The sequence below is a fragment of the Gilliamella sp. Pra-s60 genome, assembly GCF_009795755.1.
In the GTDB taxonomy this organism is placed as follows: Bacteria; Pseudomonadota; Gammaproteobacteria; order Enterobacterales; family Orbaceae; genus Gilliamella.
Window position 1 is genome coordinate 1 of the sequence record NZ_WTFA01000001.1, and the last position, 24,754, is coordinate 24,754.

Here is a 24,754-nt window from a genome sequence, read left to right on the forward strand (position 1 = left end):
ACCCAATCGCGATGGCAGAAGGTTTACGTTTTGCGATTCGTGAAGGTGGTCGTACTGTTGGTGCTGGTGTGGTTGCTAAAGTTATCAAGTAATCGACTTGCTACAATAAAAAAGGTGCTTTTATGCACCTTTTTTATTTTATTACTCAAAACATATCTGTCACATAAAATCCACTTTACCCATAACCATTATCGGCATAATCATCATTTAATATCCCCTCACTTTTCTATCTTAAAGTTATGCATACGTTTATTATTCGTGAATTTAATTCATGATACTATAAATTAATACCGCATTTATCTTAAACAAGATAACAATTAAAATATTCACAGAAATAGTGTGTATTGGTAGCAATAAAAAGCACCTATCACATTTACTCAAGTCAATTTCTAAAAAAGAGAGGGTGTTATGGAATATTTACAACTTGGTAATTCTGATATTCAAGTATCTCGTTTTTGTTTAGGCTGTATGAGTTTTGGTGACCCAGCTAGCAAAATGCACGCATGGACCCTTAATGCTGATGAAAGCGAAGCCATCATTAAACATGCACTCGATTTAGGCATTAATTTTATTGATACCGCAAATACTTATTCGGCAGGAACTAGCGAAGAGTATTTAGGGCGAGCACTTAAAAAAAATATTGCCCGCGACAAAGTCATCTTAGCAACCAAAGTCTATTTTAATGAAGGACACCTATCAAAAGCTGCAATTGAAAAGGAAATCGACAGTTCGCTTAAACGACTTGGCACTGACTATATTGATTTATACATTATCCACCGCTTTGACTACACAACACCAATTGAAGAAACAATGCAAGCACTACACAACCTTGTCAAAGCAGGCAAAGTCCGTGCGTTAGGCGCATCGGCTATGTATGGGTATCAATTTCATAACATGCAACTTGCCGCCAAACAAAATAGCTGGACACCTTTTGTTTCAATGCAAAATCACTACAATTTGCTGTATCGTGAAGACGAACGTGAGCTTATTCCTATCTGCCAACAATTTAATGTCTCTTTAACACCCTATAGCCCTTTGGCCGCAGGCAGACTTGCTCGTTTAGAGTGGCAAGCCGACACCTTACGCAGCCAAACCGACCAAGTCGCCAAGTCTAAATATGACAGCACGCAAAAATCCGATACCAGCATTGTACAAAGGGTTAATGAACTTGCCGAAAAATACGGTGTGACAATGACACAAATAGCACTAGCGTGGCAATTTGCAAAAGGGGTGACAGCACCAATTATTGGCGCGACTAAAACTAAATATCTTGATGATGCAGTTGGGGCTATTAAGGTTTCGTTATCGGAAGATGATATTGCTTATTTAGAAGAGCCGTATATACCGCATCGTATTGTTGGGGCGATTTGATGATAAAAGGAGAATGTTGTTGTTTTTTACAAAAACCATGCAAAAAAACTTTAATAAAATCAATACCTTTCCTGACCGCTTTTTTAGCGGAAAATCAGGCCTTTTTTTTGTTTTTGTGAATAGAATAAATTGGGTGCGGTGGTTTTGAAATCTTGCTTCTTCAATTATTTTACTTATTGCTACTTTAGCGCCATATAAGAAATTTAAAAAGTAATTAATTGTCAAATATATAGCATCTATTGATTTTTGTGATTTGTATAAATTTTCTTTATTCTTTACCTTATGGTATTTATAATCGACTTAAGGTTGAGAGCGTATTAGTTCTCAGCCATTCTTATATAAAAACTAATGAGGTGAATTTATGGGTCACGCACAAATAAAGGAAAATCGTCTTTATATTCCGCCACGTGACAAACATGTAGAGGTTAAAGCAAAACCTGCGTTAAGTGATGACTGCAATCATAATGAGCAAGTTTTAAATGCCTTTGCCTTTGGGTTCGCTCGCTACAAAAAAGCCATGAGAGACTTATCAAAGGTTTAACGAATGCTAGTGTCACAAATTGGGGAAATAGTTGATGGAATCAATTTTCTTTCAGTTGATGATATAAAGCTTATCAATTCATTGCTAATTAAACTACAGACACCTAAAGAGCCTATATATGTTCGTGATGAGAATACCTTAGGCTCATCCCAAGCTAGACCCAGTCTTTACAGGTATCACTAACAAACTGAGGATATTTTTAGGTTAGCGGCTGTTCTTATTGAGAGTTTGATTAGAAATCACCCTTTTGCAAATGCTAATAAAAGAACCGCTATGTTTTCTGGTTATCTCTTTTTACTATTAAATGGGCAAGAATTAAAAGCGCCTGACGCAGAAGTTGTTGAAATGGGCGTTGGAGTCGCGACAGGAAAGTATAGTGTGGAGGAGTTAGAAAACTGGCTTTTTTATTGGTCACACGAATTTGACTCCCGAACTCTTTGCGTTAGTAATGCGCATGCTATTGAAAAACTGATGAGTTCTATTAAAAGTTAGTGTATAGAGTGGGTTAGATGCAGTCGTTTCAGACGTTTTGACCTTTGGTGAATAAATTAGACCACCGCTTTAAACCGCCACAGCGTAATCCACTAAAACTGCTATCGATACTTTCAGCGTCGGCAGCGGGGGGGGGCGGCGCTATTGTGGCTTTGCCACAACGGCGCAACCCTAAGGGAAACGCCCCAACTTACGCGGGGGCTTTATTCTTTTTTATATTATCCCCTCAGGCACCATAACCCCCTTCCGCGCCCCAAGGATTAAGGGCTAAACGTTAAAAATTAAGGTGTGGTGCAAATAACGTAAAATCGGTAAGCAACACTGTAGCCGCCGATTTCGCCGTAGTGCGAGGTGACATAGGCCTTGTAGGCACTTATTGGGGTTCCCGTAAAGTAGATGCCAGTGACGTAGTTTGTAGCGTAACGAGGTATGTCACCCCACTCCGAGAAAAAACCTGCCCCTATGCGACGCGTGTAAGTCCTACCTGATAAACTAGGTGCTGCGCCTGAAATTTGATTAGTACTTCTTCTGGCATCGGTTAACTCTCTTACACTTGCCTCTTGATAACCCAAACTATTACACCAAGCATATTGTCTACTATCATAATCCAGTTTATTACCCCGATTGACGAACCACCGCCTCAATACAAATCCATAACGAACCTCATTACCATTACTATCCCTACCCACCAACTCAAACTTCTGTGGCAAAGCTGGACGTGGAAATGAACCAGGATTACTTGAACTTATATCTCTACTATCAGCTTCAGGACCACTCAACGTTACCCGTGCTACATTCTTAGATTTATCCCTAATCCATTCATCAGCTTGGACAGTACGCCCATTTGGGTCTGTGAATGTCCCTGTTAGCGGCCTTCTCCAACTCACCGTTGCTCCTAGACGACCACTTGTATTAACTGTCCAACTCAACTGACTTCCATCAATCCCAGTAGGAATTTCTAAATCAAAATACAAGCCATTTGAACCTGTAGTTGGAAAGTTTAGGTTGTAAGTTGATGGATTTGTTGATTGAGTTAAAAAGCCCTTAGCTGGATTCCATATGTTAGATGGACCGGCATAAATTGGGTTGTCGTCAGAATCAATGCCACTTGTTCCACCCATCAACAAATTCGGCCTGACCGATTGCACAAAGTAACAACTACCAGAAGAATCTGGCTTGATGTAATACTCTACACTGCCTCCAATAAATGTACTACTATTTGGTACACCATACCGTGTAGTTAAACTACCCCCTGTACTACTTAAGGTTACCTTATAAGGTGCACCACATTTACTTAATGTATCACCACGACTAACCGTAGCGCCATCTTTATCCTTTATTGTTAACGATATATTCCCTGTTGCAGTAACACCATTTGCACCCTGACCATCCCCATCATCATCTCCCCACTTCCCTTGAGTTATTAGACTATTTAAACTAATAGATGTTGTTCCCGATGGCAATACCGTATGAATATCATTAAATGTATAATTTCCACGAGGTAATATTATCGGATTTGTAGCACTCGATGTGTTAGTTGACTGCGTAATACGTCTTCCATCTGGCAACTCGATTGCCAAAAAGGTGTCTGTATTAGTAGCCTTTGTCTGTCCACCATCAAACGTTAAATATGGCGCGCTACCCTCTATTGCCCTTGATGTCTGTGCCGATAACGCCTGTACATCCTGCGTATATGACAATAACAACAATGGTGCGAAGAACAGTGCCGATTTAGACAATAATGACGGTTTGGATTGTAATGGTGGTTTGGATAACAACTTGGATATCGGCGGTAATTTTGCCGATGACGGCGTCGATTTCGCTACGCGAAATGACTTCGCTGATGAAAATAACTGTGGCGCCCTATTTTGGACACCGTGCGAATCAATAAGATTTAGGGCATAGGTTTGGCAGGCCAGATGCCAGATGCCAGATGCCAACCATGGTAATGCATTTTTATTCCTTTGTCAAGTAATTTGTTGTTTTTTATCGATTTTCCTATCCGTTCGCTTTGTTTTTTAGCGATTCCTTGCTTGAAGGAGCCTAAAAATTATAACTTGGTGGTGAATAATCTGCCACTTTTTTTGTTAATTTATTGTAAAGATTTGTTAGAAGTAAGAAAGCGTTGCTTTGGGTTTTTTGGGAGAGTGGTTTTGTTTGATAAAGACCTAGATTACACCATGAAGTGCAATTTTTCTTAGCTCCTTCGAATAAAAGGAGGCAGGGCTTTTAAACTTATGCCGTTTTCTTGGGCGTGTGTTCAATAGATATTGTATTTTCTTTATCTGTTCGTCGTCAACTAATGAAATGGCCGCTGACTTAGGTATAAACTGACGTATTAAGCCATTGGTGTTTTCATTTGTGCCTCTTTGCCAGCTTTTATAAGGCTCCGCAAAGTATACGGTAGTGTTTAAATAATGCTCAATCGCATGATGATAATTAAATTCCATCCCATTATCAAAGGTGATGCTTTTAACCATCTTTTTAAATGGCGTTAGCAATTTTATTATCATATCTCTCGTTTCGGAGGCGGTACGTTGATTAAGGCGTCCAATGAGTACGAGTCCAGTTTTGCGCTCAACTAACGTCAACAATGCTTGTTTGTCTTTACGGCTAATCATGGTATCGCCCTCCCAATGTCCTTGCGTTTTCCGGCTTTCTACATAACTTGGACGTTGTTTAATTGACCGTTTATATCGGCGGTCTCCTTCTTTAATACTCGGTGCCTTGCAATGCCGATAAGCTTTACCTTTTCGTCTTAGATAAGGTTTGAATTGTTCATAGCGTGCTTTATTTTGATAAAGGTAGTTATAGATTGATTGGACGCTGACTTTCTTTAAACGTGCAGCAATCTGTTCTGGGCTGTAATAAAGCATGAGGTATTTTTCAACTTGACGCCATACTGAAGACTCTATTGCCTTACCATTACCGCTGTTTTTTCGCCTTTTCCGAGCGAGTGTTACCGCCTCATGTGCTTGATAGGTTTGATTAGGTTTTGAGTTTCTTTTTATCTCTCGACTTATTGTTGAAGGATGTCTATTGAGTAGCTGCGCTATCTCTTTTTTATTCTTTCCGGCTTGTAATAATACGAAAATCTGGTATCTTTCCTTTCTAGAAAGGTGATTATAATACATAGCAATCTCCAAACTGTGGTGGTGCGAAGGTGCTAGTATAAATCACCTTTCACTTTCTTCACTCCACCGTGTTTAAAATTGCACTTCATGTTTGAATCCAGGAATAACAACAAAAAAATATAAATAAAATCAATATATTTTCTGGATTTTCTCGTAAGATAAGCCTTTTTTTATTTTGTTGATCAAAATAATTATAGTTGATTGTAGTGCTCACGTTGTAGCCTAAGGAATTGATTGATGGATAACACGCCAAAAACTCAAAACGTCTTAAAAATAAATCTATATTTTAATTACTCATTCCCCCAAATTAAATTTAACTATTTATTTTATTTATATTAATTTACGTTTATTTACAAAAAAACACACAAGAAAACTAGTCAAAATTTTTATGACACTTTATACTCTAAAACGTTAATACCATCTTATTTAAAAAATTGGTAAGCATAAAATAGAAAGATTTGTAGATGGAAGGCAATATATTTTTAATATAAAGCTAGGGATTGGTAAAGATATTCCTTAACCATTTAAAAATTCTCGAAAACCACAAATTTATCAAAGAAAGTTGTGAATTTATTTATATTCACACCACGATTTTTGAGTATTTTAATAATCGACATAATAAACAAAATAACCAAGCTGTTGGTTGTAGCGATATGGTACGTGTTTGCGGTGTGCTTTAATAAAGCCGTGTTAATTCATACCTAATGCCTAAACTCTCATTTTAGTTGCAACTTCCCGACTAGAGTGTGACTAGTTTTAGGTTTATCCATATCAAAACGACCAACTGACTTGGTCCTTAAAAAATATTGATTTAGTTAAAAATTTTTAGTGAATAAAGTTTTTCTTTAGTGATTTTTAACAAAAAACATCGTCTAAAATCACCATCAAAGCTGAACCATGAACTGCCCCCAAGAAAGTAGATTTAAACAATCCAACTTTTTAAAGCTGTTCAAATTCCCTTTGTAATCCCACACTTTGTCTACATAATATGACCTATGAATTCTCGACGCCGTCACTCGGTCTTAACGTATTGGTAATGATTACTTGTATCATCCTGATACTCGATTCTACAAGGCCACCTTCATTTTGTACAGATGTTCAAATTTGTTCCAGACGGAAAATGGTCTTGCTCTAATTGACTATATATTCTAAATGTCGGAGCAATATAGACAATATAGCTTTGAGTGGTTTTATAAGTGACTTTTTTATAAAAAACAACGAAATTACTTTTCAAAAATCGGTCAGGAAAGGTATTGATTTTATTGAAGTTTTTTGTTTAGCTATTTTCAAACAAAATCAACCAGTTGCATAACTAGCGTTGAACTCCAACAACTAATAAACCCACAAAACCAATAAAAGCACACTTTAGATAATAGCGCTTAACCACAAAAATCGGTCAGGAAAGGTATTGATTTTATTGAAGTTTTTTATTTAACTATTTTCAAACAAAATCAACCAGTTGCATAACTAGCATTGAACTCCAACAACTAATAAACCCACAAAACCAATAAAAGCACACTTTAGATAATAGCGCTTAACCACAAAAAACAGTCAGGAAAAGCATTGATTTTATTGAAGTTTTTATACAACATTTTTATCAAACAAAATAATCCCCCAAAAAAACAAAGCAACTCCCCCTACAATCTAACAAATCTTTACAATAAATTAACAAAAAAAGTGGCGGATTATTTATCATCAAGTTATAATTTTTAGGCTTTTTTCAAGCAGGGAATCGCTTATTAATTGAGCGAACGGATATAAAAATTCAAATAAAACAAGAAATTACTTGACAAGGAAATAAAAATGCATTACCATGGTTGGCATCTGGCATCTGGCATCTGGCCTGCCAAACCTATGCCCTAAATCTTATTGATTCACACAGTGGTCAAAAACAAGCGCCACAGTTATTTTCATCACCGAAGTCATTTCGCGTAGCGAAATCGACGCCGTCATCGGACATATTTTCGGCAAAATTATCGCCGATATCCAAGTGGTTATCCAAACCGCCATTGCTATTTAAATCACCATTATTATCTAAATCCGCATTGGTTCTTGCGTCATTGTTGTTATTGTCGTATACGCAGAGTGTACAGGCGTTAACGGCACAGACATCAAGGGTTATAGAGGGTAGTGCGCCGTATTTAACGTTTGATGGGGGAAGGATAAAGGCATTTGATATTGATACCCTTTTAGCGATAAAGTTGCCTGATGGTAGGGTTATCACTCGGTCAACAAATAGATCAACCAACACAAATCCGATAAGACTAGTCAATGGTAGTACATTTAATGATATACATATGGTGGTGCCATCATCACAAAGTTCAATTAGCATAAATGATTTGGTTACTCAAGGACATTGGGGAGATGATGATGGCGATGGGCAGGGTATAGGAGGAGTAACGGCAACTGGTAGGATATATGTATCTATTACGGATAAAGATAACCATACCGTTAGTCGTGACGATACACTAAGTAAATGTAATTCGCCCTATGAAATAAGGCTAAATAATTCAAGCGGTACATTAACCACCCAGTATGGTGTGCCAAGGAGTAGTAGCTTTAGTTCTAGTGGGGTAAATTATTATATTAGTACGAGTGCTGGTATTTGTTCTGTCAGGCCGAGTACGTACACAGATACAACTAACTTACCTACCGTTTGGAGTAATGGTTTTTTCGTTCAGTCAACGAATCCATCATTTTACGGCCGAAATTTCCCAACAACGGGAGCAGATGGCTTGTATTTTGATTTGAACATATCTGGAATTAATGAAAGTCAGTTGACGTGGTCAGTTATCACGACAGGTGATATAACGGCAACGGTAAGTAGGGTTAACTCATCCACACGGGTAACGTTGAATGGTCCTACGGCGGATTATACTAAAATATGGTCAAGTAACCCTGGTCCAATTAGACGCCCATCTTTGCCACAGACGTTTGAGTTGGTGGGAAGGGATGGTAATGGTAATGAGGTGAAGTATGGATTTGTGTTAAAGCGTTGGTTTGTCGGTCGGGGTTCTTATGATAAACCTTATAACGACCAGTTAGCATGGTGTAGAAGTTTGGGTTATTATCTTGCTAGTATAAGTGATTTAACCAATGCAATGTGTGGTCCTTATTCTTACTTCCCTTGTGTAAGTGGTATAAATGGTATAAATGGTGCCGTGCCGTGGTCTAATGGTAATTATTACCAGCGCCGAATAGGAGCAGGGCTTTTATCGGAGTGGGGCCGCCTGGGTTCCTATGAGAGTGCGAAATTCATGTCGGCCATTAATCCTTGGCACTGGACAAGTGACGAATTTAACGGGGCTCACTTTTATGTCGACTCGGACAAAGGCGAGGTCAGGAAGGATTACTCTCCTCGCGGTAGAGACAATCTTGCTATTTGCGTCGCACCTTAGTTCTTAGCATTTAGTTCTTAATCCTCATGGCACGGAAGGCGGTTACGGTGCCTGAGAGGACAATATAGACAAGAATAAGGCCCCTGCGTAAGTTGGGGCGTTTCCCTTAGGGTTGCGCCGTTGTGGCAAAGCTACAATAGCACTGCCCCCACCACGCCGTCAGCCGAGCCGAAGGCATGGCTGTCGGCACATTCTGACACCGAAACAAGACAACAACATAGTCTTGATTGGTTTTTATGAATTACTTTTTTATAAAAAATACTGCAAAACCATAAAAAAATGGTCAAGAAAGGTATTGATTTTATTTAAGTTTTTTACTGGCGTTTTTGTTAAAAAAACTCATCCGAAACCATCTTTACTTCCCCCTATAACCCAAAACCCTATCATTAATTCACCTTATTTAAATATTAAGTTGCAATATTTTGCTCAAAAGTTATTATATTTTTCCACTTTATTTACAATTAGGGCTATCGCAATGAAGTCTTTTTTTTCGTTAATCTTTGCAAGTTGTGTGCTTTTTTTTACTGCTGTTTCTTATGCCGATGAGCCAACTTATGTGGTTGGTGCTGGTGGTACATATCGTCCATTTGAATTTGAAAATAGCCAACGTCAGTTAGAAGGCTTTGATATTGATCTGATTAAGGCAATTGCCGATGCTGAGCATTTTAATATTAAGCTGATTAATACGCCTTGGGATAGTATTTTTGCAAGTTTGAATAATGGTGAGCGTGATATTATTATTTCTGGAATTACAATTACCGATAAACGTAAAAATTCAGTTGATTTTTCACTGCCTTATTTTCCTGCCGAACAAGTTATTGTGACGCAACAAGGATCTAATATTGCTTCGCTTGCTGATTTGAATACCAAAACAGTAGGTGTCGTTAATGGTAGTACAGCCGATGTTGTTGTGTCGAAGGTTTTAGGTCGCAATAGTCGTGCTATTAAGCGTTTCGATAATACGCCGCTACTTTTACAAGATCTATATGAACAAGGTATTGATGCTGCGGTCAGTGATGTTGGGGTAGTTAAGTTTTATATCAAAATGCACCCAGGTAAGGATTTTAATTTGATTTCTGATTCAAATTTTGAATCGCAATATTTTGGTATTGCTGTTGCTAAAGGGAATCAAAAATTAAATGATAAAATCAACGACGGGCTTAAGAAAATCGTTGCTGATGGCACTTATGACAAAATTTATCGTAAGTGGTTTGACGATAACGTACCAACTTTACCAATTAACTAATTTGGGCAATAGGTTTTATTGATGGGATTTAACTGGGATATTATACAAGATTATTTACCGTTGTTTATTGATGGCGCAATAATGACGGTGACTTGCACGGTTGTTTGCGTGGTGCTTGGGACTTTTTGGGGCTTAATATTAGGTATTGGTCGCGTTGCTCAGTGTCGGCATGGTATTTATAAATATGTGCTGTGTTTGCTAGTTAAGTGGCCGGTTAAAATTTATGTTAGCGCCTTTCGTGGTACACCATTATTTGTGCAGATTATGGTAGTTTATTTTGTTGTTATGCCTTTTTTGTTACATCCTAATAATGGAATTTTAGTGTCAGATTATTTTATTTCGCCACAATTGGCGCGATATTTGCGTGTTGAGTATGGTGCATTTATTTCGTGTATTTTGGCGATTACTTTGAATGCTGGTGCTTATATTTCTGAAATATTTCGTGCTGGTATTGAGTCTATCGATAAAGGGCAAATGGAAGCTGCCCGATCGCTCGGTATGGGGTATGGCAGTACAATGCGTAAAGTCATTTTGCCTCAAGCCTTTCGCCGTATGTTACCGCCTTTGGGCAATAATGCGATTGCTATTTTAAAGGATTCGTCATTAGGTTCCGCTATTGGGCTGATTGATTTGGCTTATGCGGCTCGGACTGCAGGTGCTGCTAATGCGGTTTATGCTGAACCTTATTTTGTTATTTCGCTTGTTTATTGGTCAATGACTTTTTTATTATCACTTCTTGTAAAATATATGGAAAAAAGGTTAAGTAAAAGTGATTCACATTAAAAATCTACAAAAGCAGTTTGGTGATATCCATGTATTACGTGGTATTTCTTGTGATATCCAAGAAAAAGAAGTCATTTCGGTCATTGGTCCATCGGGTTCGGGTAAGAGTACTTTTTTGCGTTGTATTAATGCGTTAGAAGATATCACATCAGGCGAAATTGTTGTTAATGGTTTTAAAGTACATGATCCTAAAACCAATATTAATCGTTTGCGCGAATCAGTTGGTATGGTGTTTCAGCGCTTTAATTTGTTTCCTCATATGACTGTGTTGCACAATTTGATTTTAGCGCCGATGGATGTCAAAAAAATGGCGAAAACCGATGCCATTGCTAAAGCCGAAAGTTTGCTTGTTAAAGTCGGTTTGATTGATAAGATTGATGCTTACCCAAGTCAACTGTCAGGTGGCCAACAGCAACGTGTGGCAATTGCTAGGGCTTTGATGATGGATCCCGCTGTGATGTTATTTGATGAGCCTACCTCAGCACTAGATCCAGAACTTGTTGGCGAGGTGCTTGCTGTTATGAAGTCGCTAGCACAAGAAGGGATGACGATGATTGTTGTTACCCATGAGATGGGGTTTGCAAGAGAGATGTCTAACCGTGTGATTTTTATCGATCAAGGAATTATTCAAGAACAAGGTTCGCCAGAACAGATTTTCAAAAATCCACAAAATGAACGAACACAGTTATTCTTAAGTAAAGTACTATAACTATTTTGTGCTTGATTATTAAAAATAAAAAAACCGTTCAATTTAGAACGGTTTTTTTATTGTTTGATATCAATTAAATTTGCTTACTAAGCTTTGTATTTTTTCATGACAATTGAGGCATTTGTACCACCAAAACCGAAGCTATTTGACATGACAGTTGTTAATTCACGCTCAGTTGGTTCAGTAATAATGTTCATGCCAATTGCCGCTTCATCTAATTCATCAATATTAATACTTGGGGTAATAAAGCCATGCTCTAACATTAACAATGAATAGATAAGTTCTTGCGCACCAGTTGCACTTAGTGAGTGACCGGTCATTGATTTAGTTGATGAAATAGCTGGAATGTTATCGCCAAATACTTGTTTAATTGCCCATAATTCTTTAACATCACCCACTGGGGTTGATGTGCCGTGAGTGTTGATATAATCAACAGGAACATCTAAATCTTGAATCGCAAGTTGCATACAACGCATTGCGCCTTCACCCGATGGGGCAACCATGTCATGACCATCTGATGTTGCGCCATAGCCAACAAGTTCGCCATAAATATGAGCACCACGAGCAAGCGCGTGCTCTAATTCTTCAACTACAACCATGCCTGCACCACCCGCAATAACAAAACCATCACGGTTTTTGTCATAAGCGCGTGATGCCTTTTCTGGGTTGTCGTTATATTTGGTTGATAAAGCACCCATGGCATCAAATTCGCATGACATTTCCCAACAAAGTTCTTCACCACCACCTGCAAATACAATATCTTGTTTGCCAAGTTGAATAAGCTCTGCTGCATGTCCAATACAGTGAACTGATGTTGCACAAGCTGATGTCATTGAATAGCTAATGCCTTTGATTTTAAATGGTGTTGCTAAACAAGCTGAAATGGCTGATGACATTGATTTGGTTACCGCATAAGGTCCTACGCCACGTAATCCCTTTTCTTTCATACCTGCAACAACATTGTATTGCGTTTTGGTTGAGCCACCATAACCGGCAATTAACCCAGTACGAGGGTTAGATACTTGCTCTGGTGTTAATTTGGCATCTTCAATAGCTTGTTGTAGAGCTAAATAACCATAAATAGAAGCATCATTCATGAAGCGAACAATTTTACGATCAATCAGTCCGGTTGTATCGAGTTTAACATTTCCGCATACATGGCTACGCATTCCGCTGTCTTTCATTTCTTGGGAAAAAGTAATACCGCTACGACCTATTTTTAGTGATTCTAAAACTTCTTTAGTATTATTCCCAATACTTGAAAGAATTCCTAACCCTGTAATTACAACACGTTTCATTTACTATTTAGCTCCTAAGTTATTTGGCTTCATACAGAAAGTGTGCTGATTATAGCGTACGCTTGTAAGCTGAACAATACCTTGGCTCTTTTTTTATTTCTAATAATGTTTTATTCCATTGGTTTTTTATATAAAAATAACTAATTTGGTTATTTGTTAAATAAAAGCTATTTGGTTTAGCAGTACTATCAGGTTGCATAGAATAGTAATATCGCTATAATACTGTATTTATAAACAGTATTATTGATGGTTTTTATATGAATGAAAAAATGGTAGCGAAGCTTGAAATATTAGCCGAATCGGCAAAATATGATATTTCTTGTTCGTCAAGTGGTGCGTCAAGAAGCAACAAAGGTAAAGGTATTGGTAATGCGCATAAATCTGGTATCTGTCATACATTTACTGCTGATGGTCGATGTGTTTCGTTACTTAAAATTATGCTGACCAATTATTGTATGTTTGATTGCGCTTATTGTATTAATCGACAAAGCAACGATATACCAAGAGCAGGCTTTACACCAAGAGAACTGGCCGATTTGACCATTGAATTTTATCGCCGTAATTATATTGAAGGTTTGTTTATTAGTTCTGGCATTGTAAGAAGCCCTGATCATACGATGGAAAAGATGATTAGAGTGGTAAAAATTTTGCGTAATGAGCATGGCTTCAATGGTTATATTCATATGAAAGCGATCCCTGGTGCAAGTAATGAACTTATTGATCAAGCAGGTTTGTTGGTTGATAGAATGAGTGTTAATTTAGAAATTCCAACCGAAGAAAATCTTAAATTATTAGCGCCCGATAAAGATCATCAAAGCATTTATCAACCAATGCGCCAAATTCATCAAAATTTGTTAGAAAATATCGAAGATCGCAAAAAATTTCGATCCACCCCTAAATTCGTACCCGCAGGGCAAAGTACGCAGGTGATTATAGGTGCGACAGATGAGTCAGATAAGCAAATTTTGCAATTAACTTCTAAACTCTATAAAAGACCAAGCATGAAGCGAGTTTATTATTCGGGTTTTATTCCTGTAAATGGTTACGATAAACGTTTGCCCGTTGTCCAAGACGTACCCAGAGTGCGTGAAAACCGTTTATACCAAGCGGATTGGTTATTGCGTTTTTATGATTTTAATGTCGATGAAATTGTGAACGATCAGTATCCTGATCTTGATTTAGCGGTTGATCCTAAACTGGCTTGGGCAATTCGTAATCCACAGTATTTTCCTGTTGATGTTAATCGTGATAGTTATCAAAAAATCTTGCGTGTTCCGGGTATTGGGGTTAAATCAGCAAAGTTAATTGTGATGGCAAGACGTCATCGTAAACTGACTTTTGAGGCACTTAAGCGTATTGGGGTGGTTTTAAAGCGTGCCAAGTTTTTTGTTGTGTGTCACGAAATGAAACAGTTTAAATTACTTGATTCTTCGGCCGATTATATCCGACTTACTTTGCAAGAGCAGCCTTTGCAAGAACGAACTTTATTAGAAGATAAGCAAAATAATGTTCCTCAGCAATTGGTGATGGGGTGGTAGGGTGTTAGCGTTTTACTACGATAAAAGTTTTGAAGGACTGTTATGTGCGGTGTTTGATGCGTTTAAACTGAAAAAAATGCCCGAATGTTTGTTGACGGTAGAGCAGATTGAACCGTTGTTAGTATCTGACAGGCATCATGTCGAATTTAGCGAGTCTAAATATCAGCGAGTGCGTGTAGCATTAATTAAAAAGGTCAGTAAAATTGCACTTCGTCATTTAATGTATGTGTGGCTATCAGAATTGCCCGAAAGCGATTTGACTGTTTTTCGTTATATTTGTAAGGTATTTAAATCATCTCAATCAATCGAAACCGATTTTGCTGATCATGATGTGTTAACCGTGCATGATATTGCAAAAAAAGTAAGTCGAGAACGGCATCGTGTGATGCAATTTGTACGCTTTAATGCTATTAGTAATCCACTTAATAGTGAGTTTGAGCATCATGATAACAATGATAATAATGATAAAGTGTATTTTTCGGTTATCGCTCCTATTTATAATGTATTGCCATTAGTACTTAGCTTTTTTAAAGCGCGCTTTGCCGATCAAAAATGGGCGATATATGACGAAAAGCGTGAATATGGTTATTTTTATAATTTACACACTGTTGAGCCTGTTTCGCTTATTAATAAGGATGATTTGATTATTCACAACCAAGTTAATCAGCAGTATCTAACTAAAGAAGAAGCATTATTTCAAACCATGTGGCAACGCTATTGCAATGCGTTAACTATCAAAGAACGTATCAATCCTAAATTACAACGGCAACAGATGCCAAGTCGATTTTGGCATTATCTGCCAGAAATGAGACCCGTATTAAAATAAAACATTTAACTAAAATGGTTTATAGATATGACTTACAGTAACTTGAAAAATAAATATACAAAAAAATAAAATTAACGCTGTTCACAAGTAAGTGATATGTTTTCTATTGATGAATCAAATAGCATCAGCACTAATAAAAAAACCGCCTATTATTAGCGCGGTTTTTATTTAATTTAATAAAAGTTATTGTGAATCGATATCATTAATAAAATCATTAATGGTTTCTTCACGTTGTTGTTGCTTACTTTCATCGACTTTACCGCCTGATGCTACAAAGTCGTTACGTTGGAAGTAGGCATTGCGCATAAAGTTGTAAGGGTCATCGCTGTTTTTAATTAAATCTTCATATTCGATCGCAACAGCACGCGCTTCAACTCCATCAAACACACCTCGCACTAATGCCCATTGCCAGTCTAACCAAACAAGCGGTGGGTAAAGGGTGTCAACTACGTGACCACCTTCGTTTCTTAACGTTGCTGATCCATAAAATGGTAGCACAACATAAGGGCCATAAGGGACATCGTAATGACCTAAAACATCACCAAAACTTCGTTTTCCACCTTTTTGTAATTGTGGATCAGACATGCTAGCAACATCCATTAAACCAGCAAAACCGAAAACAGTATTTAAAAAGAATCGTGCTAAATGTGTGCCTGCTTTATGAACATCACCTTGTAATAGATTATTCACCATCGAAGCGGGTTCAGAAAGGTTAGATGAAAAGTTAACCACACCAGTACGAATAGGAGTAGGGACATAATCTTTCCAAGCTACTGCAGCAGGGCGTAAGACATAAGGATCAAGCGCATAGTAGTTAACATCAAACATGGTTTTGTTAAAGCCAGATAACGGATCACTATAGGAATTAGTTTCGGCCTGATAAGTGGCACAACTCGTTAGTGCCATCACAGAAAACATCATACTAACTATTCGTTTTTTCATAATATCTTCGTTTAAAAGTGATAAGATTAAATATGGTGTAATTGTATCATGATTACTCAAAATAAAAAATTTTTCGTTATTTAAATAGCATTATCTTTATAAATTTATTAAAATGAGCGCCCCTATGACCTCATAGTTAAATGGATATAACAAGCCCCTCCTAAGGGCTAGTTGCAGGTTCGATTCCTGCTGGGGTCGAATTCATGAATAAGATTTAAAACGATTCTAAACGATTGATAACGCAATGCTCTAACGGTATATTTTAATACCATGAGCAAAAATACCGTAATCATGCTAACCGTAAAAGCCATTGAATCAGCCAAACCAAATAAAAACCGTACAAACTAAATCGTAACGTAGCCAAATAGAGCGCACACCACTCCCTGACACCATTATGCCTTCTTGACAACAGCTTGTTGAACGTTACCGAGTTGCTTAGCTAATTCTAGCTGCCTAATTTAGGTTTAAGCATTTTTGCGATTTTTTTACTCTTTATTTATTGTTATTGAGAATAATTCGCATTTTTACACTAAAAATAACGTTGATTTTTTTTAAAATAAGCATATTTGATTTTATACGATTGCTTTTATCAATATTATCGTCATTTTTAGGAAGCATAATGTCATCTTTTACTCTTAATCAATTACCTTTAGGGCACGAGGCGGTGATTACTCGATTGTTACCCGAATCGTTGCCTTTTCGTCGAAAGTTACTTTCAATGGGTATTACGCCCGGTTGCAAGGTTATGGCTGTGCGTATTGCCCCTCTTGGTGATCCAATTGAAATTAAAATGCGTGGTTTTTCACTTTGTTTGCGTTGCAAAGAAGCACAAGCTATTGAAGTGATGGAGGTAAAAGCGTGAAGATAGCGTTAATTGGTAATCCAAACTGTGGTAAAACAACGTTGTTTAATTTATTAACTGGTTCAAAACAACGTGTAGGAAATTGGCCCGGTGTGACAGTTGAGCGTAAAACGGGCGTTTTTACTTATCATAATCAACAATATGAGGTTATAGACTTACCTGGTACTTATTCAATCGAGCCTGATCCACTTTGTGTGTCGCAAGATGAACTTATTGCTCGTCAGTTTGTGTTGTCTGAACAGGATAGTGTTATTGTCAATATTATTGATGCCACGAATTTACAGCGTAGTTTGTATTTGACTTGTCAGCTAATTGACTTACAACTGCCAATGATTGTGGTGTTGAATATGTGCGATGCACTTAAAGCCATGGGGGAACAGGTTAATGTCGATAGGTTATCAACGTTATTGGGTTGCCCAGTCGTTGCGATATCATCCACCAAAAAAACAGGATTGGTGTATTTTTATCAAAACATTGAATCAATGGTAAGCCATCCACAGCTTGTGCAACCGTCGATAGATTTACTTGGTGATGAGGCACAAGCGGTGATTAGTCGTTATATTGACGAATTGCCTAAAGAGAGTGTGGTGCGTCAGTTTAATCGTTGGCAATTGATGGATGTGTTATTAGATGATTCCCGTTGTAATTTGCCACAATTGGATCGTGAAGTGTTAGCAAATTGTCGATTATCGCTCGCAACATGGTGTGATAACGAAATTGATATTGCACTAGCTAGCGCCCGTTATGACACTATTGATGCAATTTGTAAAAAAGTGATTGATAAACCGCGTGAGTTTAATAGTCGGTTTTCTAATTTGCTGGATAATATAACTTTGGGTCGTCTGACAGGAATTCCATTTTTTTTGTTAGCCATGTATGCCATGTTTATGCTGGCGACTAATTTTGGCGCAGTTTTTGTTGATTTTTTTGATGTGCTTTGTGGCTCGATTTTTGTTGATGGCACGGCTGAACTTCTTCATGCTATCAATGCTCCTAATTGGCTTACGGCGATTTTAGCTAATGGCGTTGGTCGAGGAATTCAAACGGTTTCGACCTTTATTCCAGTCATTAGCGCAATGTTTTTGGGATTATCGTTTTTAGAAGATTCAGGGTATTTAGCACGTGCTGCAATGATGGTAGATCGTGTCATGCGTTGTGTTGGTTTGCCTGGTAAAGCGTTTGTGCCAATGTTAGTCGGATTTGGCTGTGGCGTGCCAGCGATTATGGGTACTCGAACGTTAGAAAGTACACGCGATCGTATTATGTCAATTTGTATGATCCCTTTTATGTCTTGTGGGGCCAGATTGCCAGTGTATGCTTTATTTGCGGCGATATTCTTCCCTAAAAATGCCGCCATTGTGGTATTTGCTTTATATTTATTGGGTATAGCAGTGGCAATGGTAACGGGGTTTGTGCTCAAATTTACCTTATTAAAAGGTCCTCTCACACCATTTATTATGGAAATGCCTGTTTATCGCATTCCAACATTGCACAACTTAGTTAGTTTGACTTGGCAGCGTTTAAAGTCGTTTGTTTTTAGATCAGGTAAGGCCATTGTGTTAATGGTGACAGTATTAAGTGTACTTAATTCATGGGGCAGTGATGGTTTGTTTAAGCATGAAAGTTCACAAGATTCTATGCTTTCTGTTGTCAGTCAAACTATTACGCCAGCTTTTGCACCGATGGGCATTAAACACGATAATTGGCCAGCAACAGTGGGAATTTTTACGGGTATTTTTGCTAAAGAATCGGTCATTGCAACATTGAATTCGCTTTATTCGATGAATGACGATAGTGAACAAACTAAGTCATGGAGTTTATCGCAAGATATTTGCGATGCGCTAGCCACAATTCCTAAAAATTTGGCTAGTTTATCTGATGCAGTTTTAGATCCGTTAGGTGTTTCTAATGTTTCTCAGGATGTTGATTCGCTCCAATCTGATTTAGCGGTGGATTCGACAACAGTTTCACAAATGAAATATGCATTTGGCTCATCTTCAGCTGCGATGAGTTATTTGATTTTTATTTTACTTTATACGCCTTGTGCTGCAGCACTAGGTGCCGTGTACCGCGAGGCTGGCTTTAAATGGACTTTATTTGTAGCCATTTGGACTTTTAGCATAGCATGGCTAATGGCAACCGTTTATTATCAATTTACGTTGCTTGGGCATTCGCCTGTGGCAGTTTGGTGGTTGTTGGGATGCGGTACATTTATTGTTGTTGCATTATTGTCCATGCGTGCTTTTGGGCGATATTTATCTTTTAATCAACACATCGTGTCTAATTTATCTGATGATAAAAAAACAACATGTTGTCAATAAATTTGTTAGGTTAATTTGTAAAACATTATATAGAGGAAAAATACGCAGGGTAACGCCTGCGGTTTTAATTATAGCCATGTTAATAACATCAATTCGTGATTATGTGCAGTTAAAAGGTCGTGCATCTTTGCAAGATATTGCACGTCATTTCCGCTTACCAGAAAGTGCTGTTACTCAAATGCTGGCTTTTTGGATTAAGAAGGGGACGATAAAGTTAGTAGAGCAAAATCAACCGCTATTTTGCCAAACAAATCAGTGTCATTCTTGTTCAAGTTGTGACTTAAGCCGTAATATTGAATATATTTGGTGCTAATTATTTTGCTGTTTTTCATAGAAAATCAATACCGATTTTGTTTTGTGATTCAGTTCACATAATTGAGTTTATTTACACAATAAAAAAAGCAGTAATAAATTGTTTAATGAGTGATTTTATTTCAATCAAGCCTTATGCTAGCTAATTTTGTTCATATTTTGTAATGTTTGGTTATTACCAATTATACGATTAGATCCTAGTTGATGACAAAGTCGTTTTATTATTGAATAAATGTTATTATACTTTCATTGAAATAAAACGATGTATGAGGACAAATAGTATGAGTCAATTAGATGAGTTTAAAAAACTAACCGTAGTGGTCGCTGATACTGGTGATATCGATTCAATTAAACAGTTTTCGCCTGAAGATGCAACAACTAACCCTTCTCTTGTTTTAAAAGCAGCACAACTTCCTCAATATCGTTATTTAATTGATTCTGCGGTGCAAACGGCTAAAAAGTTAGGTGGTAGCAAAGAAGAACAATTAGTTAATGCATGTGATCAGGTTGCGGTTAATATTGGTGCAGAGATTTTAAAAAGCGTTCCGGGGCGAATTTCGACCGAAGTTGATGCCCGTTTGTCTTTTGATAAACAAGGCTGCATTGAAAAGGCTCGTAAAATAATCTCACTTTATAAAGAAAAGGGCATTGATAAGTCCCGTATCTTAATTAAAATCGCATCAACGTGGGAAGGTATTAAAGCAGCTGAAGTGCTTGAACAAGAAGGTATCAATTGTAATTTAACGTTATTGTTTTCATTCGCTCAGGCTCGTGCATGTGCTGAAGTAAATGCCTTTTTAATTTCGCCTTTTGTTGGTCGCATTTATGATTGGTATCAAGCTAAAAAGCCAATCGACCCTTATGTGGCAGATGAAGATCCGGGTGTTGTTTCTGTTCGTAATATCTTTAATTATTATAAACAACATGGTTATAAAACCATTGTGATGGGAGCAAGTTTCCGTAAAGTTGATCAGATTTTAGCGTTAGCTGGGTGTGATAGGTTGACAATTTCACCTAATTTACTGGCCGAAATGCAACAATCAAATGCCCCTGTTGTTCAAAAACTCAACCCAAATCAATCTGTAGTGGCTCGTCCTGCCCCTATGACTGAAGCTGAATTTAGATGGCAACATAATAGTGATGCTATGGCCGTTGAAAAACTTGCTGAAGGCATTCGTGCTTTTGCCGTTGACCAAGGCAAATTAGAAGACATGATTAGCACACTGCTATAATTATTTAAAATAATTGGGGAGTTTGCTCCCCATTTTTATACAATTTCCTTTCGTTAATTTGACTAACGATTTTGCAAGTGATGTTAACCTTGCAGGTATTAACGAATTTTAACTCAAAATTTTTTGGAGATGATGACATGAATGCAACCACACTATCTCACCGCGAACTGGCGAATGCGATAAGGGCATTAAGCATGGATGGCGTGCAAAAAGCAAAATCGGGGCATCCTGGTGCACCTATGGGGATGGCGGATATGGCTGAAGTGCTTTGGCGTGGCTTTTTAAAACACAATCCAACTAATCCTAAATGGGCTGATCGTGACCGTTTTGTTTTATCAAATGGTCATGCGTCTATGTTGATCTATAGCCTATTGCATTTAACGGGTTATGATGTGACGATTGATGATCTTAAAAATTTCCGTCAGTTGCATTCAAAAACTGCAGGCCATCCTGAATATGGTTATGTGCCAGGTGTTGAAACAACTACAGGTCCATTAGGCCAAGGTATCGCTAATGCTGTAGGTATGGCAATCGCTGAAAGAACATTAGCAGCTCAATTTAATAAAGCAGGTCATACTATTGTTGATCACCATACTTATGTGTTTATGGGCGATGGCTGTATGATGGAAGGAATTTCGCACGAAGTGTGTTCATTAGCGGGTACATTAAAACTTGGCAAACTCATTGCATTTTATGACGATAATGGTATTTCAATTGATGGTGATGTTGAAGGTTGGTTTACCGATGATACAGCAAAACGTTTTGAAGCTTATGGTTGGCATGTTATTCGTGGTATTGATGGTCATGACGCTGAAGCCTTAAAAGAAGCGATCGAACAAGCGCAAGCAGTAAGTGATAAACCATCGTTACTAATGTGTAAAACAGTGATTGGATTTGGTTCACCAAATAAAGCTGGTAGCCATGAAAGCCACGGCGCACCATTAGGCGATGCCGAAATCGAAGCTACCCGTAAAGCACTAGGTTGGAATCACCCAGCGTTTGATATTCCTAAAGACTATTATGATGCTTGGGATGCCAAAGCAAAAGGTAAACAACTCGAAGACGAATGGAATGCTCGTTTCGACGCTTATGCTAAGGCTTACCCTGATTTAGCCAAAGAATTTAAACGTCGTGTTAATGGTGACCTACCAGCAGACTGGTCACAAATCGCTAACGATGTAGTCAATAAACTACAAGCAAACCCAGCAACAATTGCCACTCGTAAAGCATCACAAAATGCTATCGAAGCTTTTGCTCCTGCATTACCTGAGTTTTTAGGTGGTTCAGCAGATTTAGCACCAAGTAACTTAACCATGTGGTCAGGCTCTAAAGAAATTTTAGCTAATCCTGATGGTAACTATATCCATTATGGTGTGCGTGAGTTTGGTATGTCAGCGATCATGAACGGTATTGCATTGCATGGAGGATTTATTCCTTATGGCGCAACATTCTTAATGTTTATGGAATACGCACGTAATGCTATTCGTATGGCCGCATTAATGAAAATCCGTTCATTATTTGTCTATACACACGATTCAATTGGTTTGGGGGAAGACGGACCAACGCATCAACCTGTTGAGCAAATGGCTAGCTTACGGGTAACTCCAAATGTTAGCACTTGGCGTCCTTGCGACCAGGTCGAGTCAGCAATTGCTTGGCAATATGCGATTGAACGTAAAGATGGTCCGACGGCATTGATCTTCTCAAGACAAAATCTTAAACAACAAGATCGCACAGCTCATCAATTAGCTGATGTATATCGTGGTGGTTATATCTTAAATGATTGTACAGGTACTCCTGAATTAATTATTATCGCGACAGGTTCAGAAGTTGAGCTTGCTGTTGAAGCGTATCAACAATTGACACAAGCGGGTAAAAAAGTACGCGTAGTGTCAATGCCATCAACCGATGCATTTGATAAACAAGATCAAGCTTATAAAGAGTCAGTATTACCATCATCAGTATCAGCAAGAATTGCAATTGAAGCGGGTATTAGTGATTACTGGTATAAATATGTAGGGCTTAATGGCAAAGTAATTGGTATGACTAGCTTTGGCGAATCAGGTCCAGCTGATCAATTATTCAAAGAATTTGGCTTTACTGTCGAAAATGTTATTGCTCAGGCAAATAGCTTATTAAAATAGCCTATTAGACAGACAAAAAAGCCATCAATATGACGTTGATGGCTTTTTTCGTTATTTAATAACCAAAAATTAGAATGTAATACGAAAGGTAATACTTTGATTGTAAAATCGTATATAAAAAGTGTTAGCCAATATTAAAAACACCTAACACTTAGGTTGTGACTGATTTTCTAATCTAAAATATTTTGAATATAAAATATATATTAAAAAAACAATTATCGAGAAGCTCGTTTTAAAATTACTGCCGTTGGTTGTTTTTGTATATAGATCATTCTCGCCATTAATAAAATCGCTGCTACAGCAAGTCCCGAAATAATGCCTATCCAAAAACCTGCAGCTCCAATTGGTTTGATAATTAGATCGGTCAATCCTAGTATATAACCAACTGGTAATCCCACAACCCAATATGAAATGAGCGTGATAAAAAAGATACTTTGTGTATCTTTGTAACCACGGAGTACATTACTTGCCACAACTTGCAAATAGTCAGATGCTTGATAGATAGCTAATAAGATAATAAGCTGTAAACAAATGGCAATAACAGTTGCCTCATTAGTAAATAATGTAATTATTGGTGTTTTAAAGATAACTAAAATTAAGGCGACAATGATAGCTAAAGCCAAAGATATCGCTAAACTGATATAAGCAGTTTGCTTGGCTAATGCTGGTTTTTTTTTGCCCAGCAAATAACCAACGCGAATGCTCGTTGCCACTCCAAGGGATAATGGTATGGCAAAGGTTAAACTGCTGATAGTAAAAATAATTTGGTGAGCAGCAACGGTTATGGGTCCTAGTGGTGCAATTAATAAAGCGATTACAGCAAATAGGCTCATTTCAAAAAAATAAGCTAGCGCCAGTGGTGTACCTAACAGAATCACTTTTTTGATTATTGTAAAATCAATTAACTTGGCGATGGGTGTTTTTCGAATATCGCGTTGGGTTGGGGAAGTTAATGTGTATATACGAATTAAAATAAACATTAACCAAAATATAATTGATGCAGTAATACCACAACCTACACCACCAAAAGCAGGAAGGCCTAATTTTCCATAAATTAATATATAATTGATCGGAATGTTAGCAAGTAGGGCAATAAAAATAATAACCATTGCTGGCTTAGTATTAGATAACCCCTCGCATTGGTTACGATAAACTAAAAATAATAAAAATGCGGGTATTCCCCACATAATAGCCCGTAAAAATGACACCGCCACGTCAAACATTTCAGGATCAATTGGGTGCTCTGCTGAGCTTCTTAAACCGATTATTTTGTCAGAATGGTATAAAATTAACATCATAATGACAGATAAAAACAGCGCAATCACCACGCCTTGTCGAGTGTGTCCTGCGACTTGCTCTCGTTTAGCTGCGCCGTTTAGATTTGAAATAATTGGTGTTAAAACGGTTAGTAATCCTTGACCAAATAAAATTGTTGGTAACCAAATCGAAACCGCAATAGCCACTCCTGATAGGGCGGTTTTACTATAATTCCCTGCCATAATGGTATCGACAAAAGTAATTGCGGTTTGCGATACTTGTGCAATCAACACAGGAACTGCTAATTTAACCAGATTTTTTACTTCATGTTTATAATGTTGTTTCATG

At 37.7% G+C, this 24,754-nt stretch carries 18 protein-coding genes, 1 tRNA gene and 2 pseudogenes; 16 read left to right on the forward strand and 5 right to left on the reverse strand.

All coding sequences use genetic code 11. The features are described 5' to 3' along the window. The 4 genes and pseudogenes from GQ596_RS00005 to GQ596_RS11205 all read left to right on the forward strand — a co-directional run. Positions 1-92 (forward strand): annotated as a pseudogene (locus tag GQ596_RS00005) (elongation factor Tu); the annotation flags it as partial. Positions 93-408: 316 nt separating this feature from the next. Further along, positions 409-1,371, forward strand: coding sequence for an aldo/keto reductase (locus GQ596_RS00010; protein ID WP_160399646.1), 963 nt, complete (start codon positions 409-411; stop codon positions 1,369-1,371). Positions 1,372-1,732: 361 nt separating this feature from the next. Next, entirely contained in the window at positions 1,733-1,912 is a 180-nt protein-coding gene (locus GQ596_RS00015) for a hypothetical protein (RefSeq protein ID WP_065561099.1), read from the forward strand. Between the two features lie 18 nt (positions 1,913-1,930). Further along, positions 1,931-2,404 (forward strand): annotated as a pseudogene (locus GQ596_RS11205) (type II toxin-antitoxin system death-on-curing family toxin). 281 nt (positions 2,405-2,685) lie between these two features. Here the strand turns inward: GQ596_RS11205 and GQ596_RS00025 are convergent. Together GQ596_RS00025 and GQ596_RS00030 are read right to left on the reverse strand one after the other, a co-directional pair. After that, the gene (locus GQ596_RS00025; protein ID WP_160399647.1) at positions 2,686-4,344 is read right to left on the reverse strand and encodes a hypothetical protein; all 1,659 of its coding nucleotides are present in this window, start codon (positions 4,342-4,344) and stop codon (positions 2,686-2,688) included. 228 nt (positions 4,345-4,572) lie between these two features. Beyond that, on the reverse strand, positions 4,573-5,538 hold the full coding sequence (locus GQ596_RS00030; protein WP_160399648.1) for an IS30 family transposase: 966 nt from the start codon (positions 5,536-5,538) through the stop codon (positions 4,573-4,575). A 1,817-nt stretch (positions 5,539-7,355) separates the two neighbouring features. Between GQ596_RS00030 and GQ596_RS00035 the strand changes: the two genes are divergently transcribed. The 4 genes from GQ596_RS00035 (at position 7,356) to GQ596_RS00050 (ending at position 11,674) form a co-directional block, all read left to right on the forward strand. After that, positions 7,356-8,936: a hypothetical protein gene (locus tag GQ596_RS00035; RefSeq protein ID WP_160399649.1), complete on the forward strand. Its 1,581-nt coding sequence runs from the start codon at positions 7,356-7,358 to the stop codon at positions 8,934-8,936. 475 nt (positions 8,937-9,411) lie between these two features. Further along, complete coding sequence (locus GQ596_RS00040; RefSeq protein WP_160399650.1) at positions 9,412-10,182, forward strand: basic amino acid ABC transporter substrate-binding protein; 771 nt, start codon at positions 9,412-9,414, stop codon at positions 10,180-10,182. A gap of 18 nt (positions 10,183-10,200) precedes the next feature. After that, complete coding sequence (locus GQ596_RS00045; RefSeq protein WP_160399652.1) at positions 10,201-10,965, forward strand: amino acid ABC transporter permease; 765 nt, start codon at positions 10,201-10,203, stop codon at positions 10,963-10,965. Further along, positions 10,952-11,674 (forward strand): amino acid ABC transporter ATP-binding protein, encoded by a 723-nt coding sequence (locus GQ596_RS00050; RefSeq protein ID WP_160399653.1) that lies wholly within the window; start codon positions 10,952-10,954, stop codon positions 11,672-11,674. The genes GQ596_RS00045 and GQ596_RS00050 overlap by 14 nt, the downstream gene beginning before the upstream one ends. Positions 11,675-11,760: 86 nt before the next feature. Here the strand turns inward: GQ596_RS00050 and fabB are convergent, their stop codons facing one another. Then, positions 11,761-12,972, reverse strand: a complete 1,212-nt coding sequence (gene fabB, locus GQ596_RS00055) for a beta-ketoacyl-ACP synthase I (protein WP_065636530.1) — start codon at positions 12,970-12,972, stop codon at positions 11,761-11,763. Positions 12,973-13,229: 257 nt separating this feature from the next. Between fabB and GQ596_RS00060 the strand changes: the two genes are divergently transcribed. Further along, a complete protein-coding gene (locus GQ596_RS00060) occupies positions 13,230-14,510 on the forward strand; it encodes a putative DNA modification/repair radical SAM protein (protein WP_160399655.1) in 1,281 nt (426 codons plus the stop codon). A 1-nt stretch (position 14,511) separates the two neighbouring features. Beyond that, a complete protein-coding gene (locus GQ596_RS00065; RefSeq protein ID WP_160399657.1) occupies positions 14,512-15,336 on the forward strand; it encodes a TIGR03915 family putative DNA repair protein in 825 nt (274 codons plus the stop codon). 183 nt (positions 15,337-15,519) lie between these two features. On the opposite strand, the gene GQ596_RS00070 is transcribed toward GQ596_RS00065, so the two are convergent. Further along, positions 15,520-16,278 (reverse strand): MlaA family lipoprotein, encoded by a 759-nt coding sequence (locus tag GQ596_RS00070; protein ID WP_160399659.1) that lies wholly within the window; start codon positions 16,276-16,278, stop codon positions 15,520-15,522. 126 nt (positions 16,279-16,404) lie between these two features. Here GQ596_RS00070 and GQ596_RS00075 point away from each other — a divergent pair. The 6 genes from GQ596_RS00075 (at position 16,405) to tkt (ending at position 23,149) form a co-directional block, all read left to right on the forward strand. Then, positions 16,405-16,476: transfer RNA gene (locus GQ596_RS00075), tRNA-Arg, on the forward strand. A 421-nt stretch (positions 16,477-16,897) separates the two neighbouring features. Next, positions 16,898-17,140, forward strand: a complete 243-nt coding sequence (locus GQ596_RS00080; protein WP_160399662.1) for a FeoA family protein — start codon at positions 16,898-16,900, stop codon at positions 17,138-17,140. Next, positions 17,137-19,461 carry a Fe(2+) transporter permease subunit FeoB gene (gene feoB, locus GQ596_RS00085; protein ID WP_160399664.1) on the forward strand — a complete coding sequence of 775 codons (2,325 nt, stop codon included), beginning with the start codon at positions 17,137-17,139 and terminating at the stop codon, positions 19,459-19,461. The genes GQ596_RS00080 and feoB overlap by 4 nt, the downstream gene beginning before the upstream one ends. Further along, positions 19,433-19,774 (forward strand): FeoC-like transcriptional regulator, encoded by a 342-nt coding sequence (locus GQ596_RS00090; RefSeq protein WP_160419953.1) that lies wholly within the window; start codon positions 19,433-19,435, stop codon positions 19,772-19,774. Before feoB ends, GQ596_RS00090 begins: the two co-directional genes overlap by 29 nt. Before the next feature lie 280 nt (positions 19,775-20,054). Next, positions 20,055-21,005 carry a transaldolase gene (gene tal, locus GQ596_RS00095; protein WP_160399665.1) on the forward strand — a complete coding sequence of 317 codons (951 nt, stop codon included), beginning with the start codon at positions 20,055-20,057 and terminating at the stop codon, positions 21,003-21,005. 137 nt (positions 21,006-21,142) lie between these two features. Further along, positions 21,143-23,149 (forward strand): transketolase, encoded by a 2,007-nt coding sequence (gene tkt, locus GQ596_RS00100; protein WP_160399666.1) that lies wholly within the window; start codon positions 21,143-21,145, stop codon positions 23,147-23,149. Positions 23,150-23,364: 215 nt separating this feature from the next. Here tkt and GQ596_RS00105 read toward each other — a convergent pair whose 3' ends face one another. Further along, positions 23,365-24,753: an MATE family efflux transporter gene (locus GQ596_RS00105; RefSeq protein WP_160399667.1), complete on the reverse strand. Its 1,389-nt coding sequence runs from the start codon at positions 24,751-24,753 to the stop codon at positions 23,365-23,367. Position 24,754 lies beyond the last annotated feature (1 nt).